Source organism: Trebonia sp. (assembly GCF_030042015.1).
In the GTDB taxonomy this organism is placed as follows: Bacteria; Actinomycetota; Actinomycetes; order Streptosporangiales; family Streptosporangiaceae; genus Trebonia.
Window position 1 is genome coordinate 1 of record NZ_JASIAL010000134.1, and the last position, 7,953, is coordinate 7,953.

General features: G+C 74.0%; 7 protein-coding genes. 1 reads left to right on the forward strand and 6 read right to left on the reverse strand.

The genetic code is table 11. From position 1 onward, the window contains the following. Window positions 1-1,281: DUF222 domain-containing protein (locus tag Q1N79_RS06715; RefSeq protein WP_300605662.1), on the reverse strand; the 1,281-nt coding region annotated here is incomplete at its 3' end. Between the two features lie 164 nt (window positions 1,282-1,445). Between Q1N79_RS06715 and Q1N79_RS06720 the strand changes: the two genes are divergently transcribed. After that, the gene (locus tag Q1N79_RS06720) at window positions 1,446-2,927 is read left to right on the forward strand and encodes a hypothetical protein (protein WP_300605664.1); all 1,482 of its coding nucleotides are present in this window, start codon (window positions 1,446-1,448) and stop codon (window positions 2,925-2,927) included. Between the two features lie 35 nt (window positions 2,928-2,962). Here the strand turns inward: Q1N79_RS06720 and Q1N79_RS06725 are convergent, their stop codons facing one another. The 5 genes from Q1N79_RS06725 to Q1N79_RS06745 all read right to left on the reverse strand — a co-directional run. Continuing rightward, window positions 2,963-3,511: a hypothetical protein gene (locus tag Q1N79_RS06725; protein WP_300605666.1), complete on the reverse strand. Its 549-nt coding sequence runs from the start codon at window positions 3,509-3,511 to the stop codon at window positions 2,963-2,965. Window positions 3,512-3,606: 95 nt separating this feature from the next. Then, window positions 3,607-5,343 (reverse strand): FtsX-like permease family protein, encoded by a 1,737-nt coding sequence (locus Q1N79_RS06730; RefSeq protein WP_367185035.1) that lies wholly within the window; start codon window positions 5,341-5,343, stop codon window positions 3,607-3,609. Between the two features lie 105 nt (window positions 5,344-5,448). Next, window positions 5,449-6,054, reverse strand: a complete 606-nt coding sequence (locus Q1N79_RS06735; RefSeq protein WP_300605670.1) for a PadR family transcriptional regulator — start codon at window positions 6,052-6,054, stop codon at window positions 5,449-5,451. Window positions 6,055-6,221: 167 nt separating this feature from the next. After that, entirely contained in the window at window positions 6,222-7,271 is a 1,050-nt protein-coding gene (locus Q1N79_RS06740) for a PHB depolymerase family esterase (RefSeq protein ID WP_300605672.1), read from the reverse strand. Then, window positions 7,271-7,953, reverse strand: a 683-nt coding sequence (locus Q1N79_RS06745) for a TetR/AcrR family transcriptional regulator (RefSeq protein WP_300605674.1), incomplete at its 5' end; no start/stop codon positions are given. The genes Q1N79_RS06740 and Q1N79_RS06745, both read right to left, overlap by 1 nt.

A 7,953-nucleotide genomic window follows, 5' to 3' on the forward strand; every position in this document is an offset into this window, starting at 1 on the left:
GCCGCCGTGCTGCCCGGCCGGGGCCGCGGCGTCCGCCGCACCGTCCGGGGCGGCGTCGCCGTCCGGGGTGGCGGGGGTGGCAGTGCTGTCGCTGCCGGCGGGGTTGTCGCTGACAGCCGGGTCGTTGCCGGTGCCGGGGCTGTCGCTGCCGGCGGGGGTAGCGGGGGTATCGGTGTCGGGGGTGGCGGTATCGGGGGCGGGGGTGCGGGTGCGGTCGAGGGGGTCGCGGCCGTGCAGCCGGTCCAGGAACGCCATGGCCTGCAGCTGTCCCAGGCTGCCCTCGATCCCGGCGCCGCGCAGCGCGGCCGCGTCCGCGTCGATGCCGGCCTTGGCGGCCAGCACGTCGGCCGCGGCCAGTTCCCGGCCGCCGTAGGACATGTTCCCCGACGCCTCCCGCCGCGCCTGCACCCGCTGGTCTTCGGCGCGGGCATGCTCCCGCCGCTGCCGCACCGCCTCAGGGTCGAGCCTCATCTCCAGCCCGGCGGCCCTGCGGGCCAGCTGGTCATAGCGCAGCCCCGGCGCGGCCCCGGCCAGCACCGCGTCCGCGCAGGCGGCATCGGCATCGGACAGGAACCGGGTGTAATACCAGAACGCGCTGGCCCGGCCGCCGTCGATCGTGCCGTCCGCCAGCCCGGCGAAGGTATGGGGCAGCCGGGTGGCCAGGGACGTGGCCAGGTCCATCCGGCCGGACGCCTCATGCGCGGTGGTCAGCAGCTCCGACGCCAGCTCGGCGTCGGCGAACTCCCCGGCCCGGCAGCCTCTTGGGTCCCTGCGCGCCTTCGACGCCTCGAACTGGGCGGCGCGGCGGGCGGTGAACTCCGCGATCCCGGCCAGCTCCAGGTACTCCGCCCGGTTCTGCAACCGGCGGCTGGCTGACACCAGCCCCAGCAGCTCATCATCGGACAGCCCCGGCAGGCCCGCGGCGGCGTTCTCCGCCAGCGCCGCCAGCAGCGGCCCCGGCCGCAGCGCATCCGCCACCTTGTCCTGCGCGAACCCCTGGCCGCCGAGCCCGTCCGCCCCCGCCATCGCCGCCAGCGCCGCCGGGTCCACGTCGGCGGCCTCGCCCAGGGTGACCATGACCGCCGGGGCGGGCCCATCCTCATCGGGGACCGGGATGCGGCCGGCGTTTACTTCGTCCAGGAACCGGGCCAGGTCCGCGTCCGCGTCCCAGTCATCGCCCGGGCCGGCGCCGGGCGCCGTCCCGTCCCGCGCCGGGTCCGCGGGCAGCGGCGGCTGCTCGCCGCCGGGCTGTCCGGAGCCGGGGATGGGGGCGGCTGCCATGGGACGGTTCTCCGTTCGGATAAGTAGGCGATGCTTCAGCCTGATACGAACACTATACCGCATCCCTGCGACAATCCGCGGCTCGCAGAGCACGCCCTTCCATGATCTTTTCGAATGCCGGCCGGTTTTGATAACGGTTCGCCGGGCGGGCGCGTCTCAAGGGCATGAGCAGGATCTCGAGTATCGCCGCGATCTTGGCTGCCGGGGCCGCGCTCGCCGCGTGCGGGTCTGTGCCGGCGAATGGCACGCCGCATGCCGCGATGGCGGGGTCGGCCGACGCCACGCCGGCGGCCTGTCCCGCGCCTGCCCCCGCACCCGCGCCGGCGACCACAGTCGCCGGGGCGAGCACCATCGCCGGGGCGAGCACCATCGCCGGGGCAGGCGCTGCTTCCGCGCCGACGGTGAACCTCCGTGCGTTTGCCGGGCAGGGGCGGCTGGCGTTCGTGTCGGCTGGCCAGCTGTACGTCCTCGACGGGACGGTGGCGGGCAAGCCGGCCGTGCTGCACAAGGTGGCCGGGCCGGGGAGCATCGTCGCGATGGGGTGGTCGCCGGACGGGCAGTGGCTGGCCTTCCTCAGCGCCCCATACGATGCGCAAGGCGCGGGGGCCGTCGGCACCCTGTGGCTGGCGCGCGCCGACGGGCAGGACGCCCGGCTCGTGGTGGGTGCCGCGGAGTCGTTCGCCTGGTCGCCCACCGCGGACGTGCTCGTCGCCACCGCGACCGACCCGGCGACGGGCTTGTTCGGGTTGTGCGAACTGCGGCCAGGGGCCGTGCCGCGCTTCGTGCCTGGCGTGCCCGGGCTGGCCGGCGCGCCCGCGTGGACGCCCGCCTGGTCACCTGACGGGCGCCAGCTCGCCTTCACCGACGTCCGGTACAGCCAGGCAACGGGTGCATTCACCGGCAGCGAGCTCGAGACGATCCCGGCGGGCGGCGGAACACCGGTGGCCCGCGCCCGGTCGGCAACGGCTGCGCTCGTCCCCGACGGCTGGTGGCCCGGCGGCGACGGGCTCTTCGCCTGGGCCGATCCGCGGGGCTCGGCCCAGCGCGCCGCCGACGGCGCGCCGCTGGTCTCCTACCCGTTCCACGGCAGGGCGGTCGTGCTGGGCAGCACGCTCATGCACGCCTCGTTCGCGGTTCCCGTGCTGGGCGGCGTGACGATCGTGACGGGCGGCAACCGGTACCTGTGGGACGGCAAGACGCTCCAGTTCTGCCTCGTCGCTGGCATGTGCATGCCTGCGATGGCCGCCGAGCCCGGCCCGGTGAACCTCGACCCCGCATGGACGACGGCGCAGGCGCCGATCATCGCGTTCGTGCACGCGTCGGCCACCGCGCCGTCAGGCACCGGCCAGGCGGCCCTTGGAGCCTGGTACGCGACCGGGAAGCTGTGGTACGAGAACGTCACGGGCGGCAACCCGTTCCCTGTCGCGAACGCGGGCACCGGCGTCGCCGCACCCGCCTGGTCCGCCAGCGGCGACTACATCCTGTACGTCAGGAACGACGGCCTCTGGCTCATCCGCATGTTCACGGCCAACGGTTCGCTGGCAGCCGGACCCGCGCAACGCGTCGTGAGCCGACTGTTCGCGGGCTCCTGGCCGAACTACGACGGCTACGTCGACTGGCAGTCCCAGTTCGCCTGGCACAGCTGAGGCCAGGGAGCCCAGAGCAAGGCGGTCGCACGCTGTCAGCTCGGGGGCAGCGGCCAGGTGAGCCGCAGCGTGCCCCCGGCCGGGAGCACGGCCCAGTCACGGTAGAGCCGGCGCACCCCGGCGACCGCGGCGCGGATCGTCTCGTCGTCAAGGCGGCCGCCGAGCGTCGCCGCCGCGGGCCCGTAGCCGCGCAGCCGCGCCCGCACCCCGTCCGGGGTGTCCGGCCCGTCGCCCCAGCGGTTCAGCACCGCGTTCACCGCGGCCTTCGCCACGGCGTGCCCCGGCCAGTTCCGCGCCGCGAGCTCGTCAGGCGGCGCGTCGGTGACGAGTCGCAGCCGCGCGTGCCGCCGTGTCACGGCGCGGGCGGGGGGCGCGAACCCGCCCGCGGCGAGCGTCCCCCATAGCCCGTCGTCGAGGCCGAACACGGACTCGACGACCAGGTGCGGCAGGTCGTGGATGACATGCACGACCGCGCGGCGCGCGGTGCCGTCCGGAAACGTCAGCCAGATCCGGTCCGCGGCCGGAGTCTCCCCCTTCACGATCGCGACGTCGGCCACCACGGTGAAAGCCGGTGCTTCCGTCACAAGGCGAGACGATACTCGCGCACGCGGGGCGAGCGCGGGATTTCCCGCCGTGTCCGGCGGGCGGACCGGCGGGCGGACCGGCGATTATTCCAGGGCTATTCCAGGGCCTGGCGGGTGACGGCGGACGGGGCGCGGCCGCCGAGCAGCCAGCCGGCCGCGGCGCCGACCAGCGGCATGCCGATCAACAGCAGTCCGACATCGGACCACGGCACGCCGCCGAACATCTGCGTCAGGCTGGAGTGCGCCCACGCCAGCGTCGCCAGGAAGGCGGCCACCGTGCCGAGGGCGGCGCCGAGCAGCGCGATCGCCCCGGTGGTGACGCCGGTCAGCGCCCGCCTGGTGCGGGCGGCCGCGCCTGTCGCGGTGAGCGTGCGCAGGTCGCTCGCTGTCCCGCCGCGGATCAGGCCGACGGTCATCGCCAGCACGCCGAGCGCGAGCAGGATGCCCCCGACGGTGGCGCCGTCGCTGATCTGCCCGAGGCTGAGCTGGCCGGACTTGGTCTCGATCGTGGTGCCGAGCGCGACCGCGGCCTGCCTGGCCGCGTTGATCTGCACCGGGGTGAGCGCGGACGGCGCCTGGAGGAGCCAGCCGACCGGGACGATCGTCTCGTGCAGCGCCCTGACCGCCTGCTCGGTGATCACCGTGTTCGGCACCGAGGTGCCGGCCGGCAGCTTGGTCACCTCCCGGATGACCGGGTTGAGAATGCACATTCCCGGGGGGCACGGGGCGCTCGGCGGCTGTGCGAGGTAGCTGCCGTTGACCAGCGCGAGATCCCCCGCCGACGGCAGCCCGGCGCGTACGGTGAGCACGTCGGCGGCCGGGTTGACCGAACTCGGGCTGATGCCGAACGCCTTGAGCAGCGCCGGGGTGGCCACGTATATCAGGCCGCTGAACCCCCGGCCGCGCAGCGCCACGATCCCGCCGTACTGGTTTTCCGTGGGCTGGCCGGGCGTGGGCACGCTGACGCTGACCGCCAGGTCGAGCTCGAGCGGGGCGGCCGCGTGCAGCTGGGCGGCGAGCGTGTCCGCCTCGTGGCCGGCCGCGGCCAGCTTGGCGGCCGGGGTGAACTGGCCCGGCTGGTACTGGGCCGGATCGTTGCCCGGCGCGTAGAGGATGAGCTGGTTGGACGCCATGTTCGGGGCGACGTAGTCGAGCGCGTCGCCGAACCGGACGCTCGCGATGAGGATCGTGATCGTGGCGATGAAGACCGCGAACGAGACCGCCGCCATCGCCGCGCCCGATCTGGACCGGTACCTGGCGAGGTCGCGCAGCGCCAGCCGGGTGGCCAGCGGGGCGCGCCAGGCCAGCACGGCGAGCCTGTCCACGAGGAACGGGGCGAGCAGCGCGCACGCGATCACGCAGGCGATCAGGGCGGCGATGACCAGGTAAGCGTCCCTGCCCCCGCCGTTCCAGCCGCCAGAGAAGTACAGCACGAGCAGGCCGGCCACCAGGAAGATCAGGCCCGGACGCGGCGACCGTGTGATCACGTGCGGCGGGGCGACCCGCCCGGAGATCGCGGCCACCACAGGGACCTTGCTGACCGCGCGTCCCGGCCACGCGGCGGCGATGACCGAGGTGGCCACGGCGAGCAGCAGGCCGATGACGACCGCGGCCCAGGGCAGGTTCAGGGGGTCGGTGCGGTGCGCGGTCGCGACCTCAAGGCGCGGGTAGTACGAGAACCAGAGGCCGAACCCGATCGCCGCCCCGATGATCGCCCCGAGCACGCCGGCCGTCAGGCCGTCGACGACCAGCACGAACCGGACGTCGCGCTCGGTCGCACCGTCTGGTCGACGAGCCGGCCGTCGCGCAGGAACACCACCCGGTCGGCCCAGGAGGCGAGCTGGGCGTCACGGACAGGCTGATATCGCGCAGCGCCTGCACCTGCGCCGCGCCCTTGCCGTACACCTTGGAGATGCTGCGCAGTTCGAGAACGCGCATCAGCTCGCCCCTATCCGTCGCCTGCGCTGGAGGACGGCCATCGACGCCGGCGCGGTCCGGAGCTTCGGCGGCCACCCGTCGGCCCTGGCGCGCCGCAGCCGTCCCTCCGCCGCGTCCAGCCAGCGGACCAGCGAGTCGAGGCGGAACAACTCGGCGTCCACGACCAGGGCGAACGCCAGGTCCACGTCGGCCTCGTCTTCCTTCAGCCGGGTCCATTCCTGCATCAGCTGCACCAGGTACCGGCGGTGCGCCTGGATGACCTCGTGCACGTCCGCGCCCGGTACCCGGACCGCCACGAGCACCTTCATGACCAGTTCGTCCCGTGGCGGCGAGCTCAGGTCCGTCGGCACGTGCAGCCACTGCGTCAGCTCGGCCGAGCCCGCGCCGGTGATCCGGTACGCCTTCTGCGGTCCCCCCTCATCGGAGTCACCGTCACCGAGGGCCTCCACCAGGCCGTCGCGCTCCAGCCGGCCCAGGGTCGTGTAGACCTGGCCCACGTTCAGCGGCCACACCTCGCCGGTGCGCGCCTCGAACTCCTCGCGCAGCTGCAAGCCGTACTTCGGACCCTCGCTGAGCAGGGCCAGCAGGGCGTGCCTGACGCTCATCGGTCGCCTCCGCGATACGGTCCACTCAGTAGCATACGCAGTATAATACTGGCAGGACGGGGCAGGCGCAACGCGTGCGGAGCGGTTTGGCCGGGGAGCAAGCCGGGATCGTTCGGAATAGATATTTATCTCCAGAACGGACGCGCGGTTCCCCTCTCGCGCCCGCCTCACGCGGGCAGGGGGTGCGCCTGGAAGAACGCCCACATCACGGCGTTGGCGTCGATCGCGTCGCTTTGCGGGCCAAGCGCCGCGGTGATGGCGCGCGGCATGGCCGGCCCGCCGGGCCACTCATGGCCCTCGCCGTCGATGGCGTACAGCTCGACGGCGGCCCCGCCGCCGCACCCTGCGTACTGGGTGAGGGTGTAGCCGGCGCCCGTGACGGTGCGCGGGCTGGCGGACTGGCAGCCGTCGCGCGCCGCCCACATCCGCGCGGCGTCCGGCACCGAATACGTCCAGTAGGGCAGCCCATGGCCGGTGAACGGGTCGACCGGGTCGGCGGTGCCGTGGAAGGCGATCACCGGCACGGGCCTGGCGGCCGGGCAGGGGCTCGGCGACCGCAGCCCGGCCACCGGGGCGACCGCGGCGAAGACCTGCGACGCGTCGCACGCGAGCTGGCTGGCCATCCGCGCGCCGCCGGACATGCCCGTGGCGTACACCCGGCGCGCGTCGATGCAGTACCGGGCCTGCAGGTCGCGGACCAGGCCGGTGAGGAACGTGACGTCGTCGGCCGACCCGGCCGGCGGGTACCGCCCGCTGACCAGCGGCTCGCCGGGAACGTTCCAGTCGTAGCCCGTGCCGTCCGGGATCAGCGCCTGCGGATAGGCGACGATGAACCCGTCGGCGTCGGACGTGGCGTCCATGCCGCTGAACACCTCCTGCGCGCTCGCGGTGCTCTGGCTGCCCTGCAGGTTGAGCACAAGCGCGACCGGGGCCGACCCGGTGTAACCCGTGGGCACGTGCACGATCACCAGGCGGCTGCGGCCGCCCGCCCGCACGGCGTACCGCACCGAGCCAGGGGCCGCTTTCTGCCCGCAGCCCGACGTGGTCCCCGTCGCGGCCGCGAGGGTGCCCGCCGCGGCCGGCTGCGCACCGGACTGATGGCGTGCCCCACCGCAGCCGGAGATCAGCGCGGTGAGGGCGACCGCGACGACGAGCGCGGGAACGGGCGGCCGGCGGCGGACTGCTGCGTTGACTTTGACGATCACAGGCCTGGACATCACGCCTCCCGCTCCCGCTCCGCGCCAAGCAGGCGGCGCAGCACTCGGGCGAATAGGTCATCGGGAACCGCACCGGGATCGATGCGGCGGCGGCGCACGAGGGCGCTGAAGAGCGCGACGGCCACGATCGTGAGCTCGGCCGGCGACAGTCCCGGTGGCGTGCCGAACCGTTCCATCGCCGCGGCGATCGCCGGCTCGATGCCCTGGTCCTGTTCGGTGAGCTTCGCCGCGATCAGCTCCATCGCCGCGGGGTTGCGGACCGCGTACAGCCAGAACTCCGCCGCCAGGGGCGCGAACTCGCTTTCTCTGGCGGCGAGCCGGGCCACGAAGCGGGACAGCGCGTCGAACGCGTCGCCTGCGTCGCCGTCTCCTGCTTGCTGGCCGAAGACCCGCGTGACGGCCTCGGCCCGGGTGGCGATCTCGCGGGACCACCCGGCCTGGATCAGCTCAAGGAACAGCTGCTCCTTGCCGCCGAAGTTGTAGTACACCGCCCCGGTCGAATAGCCGGCCAGCTCCGCGATCTCCTCGACCGACGCCCCGGCGAAGCCCTTGCGCGCGAAGACGCGGGCCGCTGCGGCGAGGAGTTCGCCGCGCGTCCGCTCCTTCGCCTCGGCCTGGGTCAGCCGCCGCCGTGGCCGTCCCGCGCCGCCGCCATCCACATTGGTTAGCCTATCAACATTGG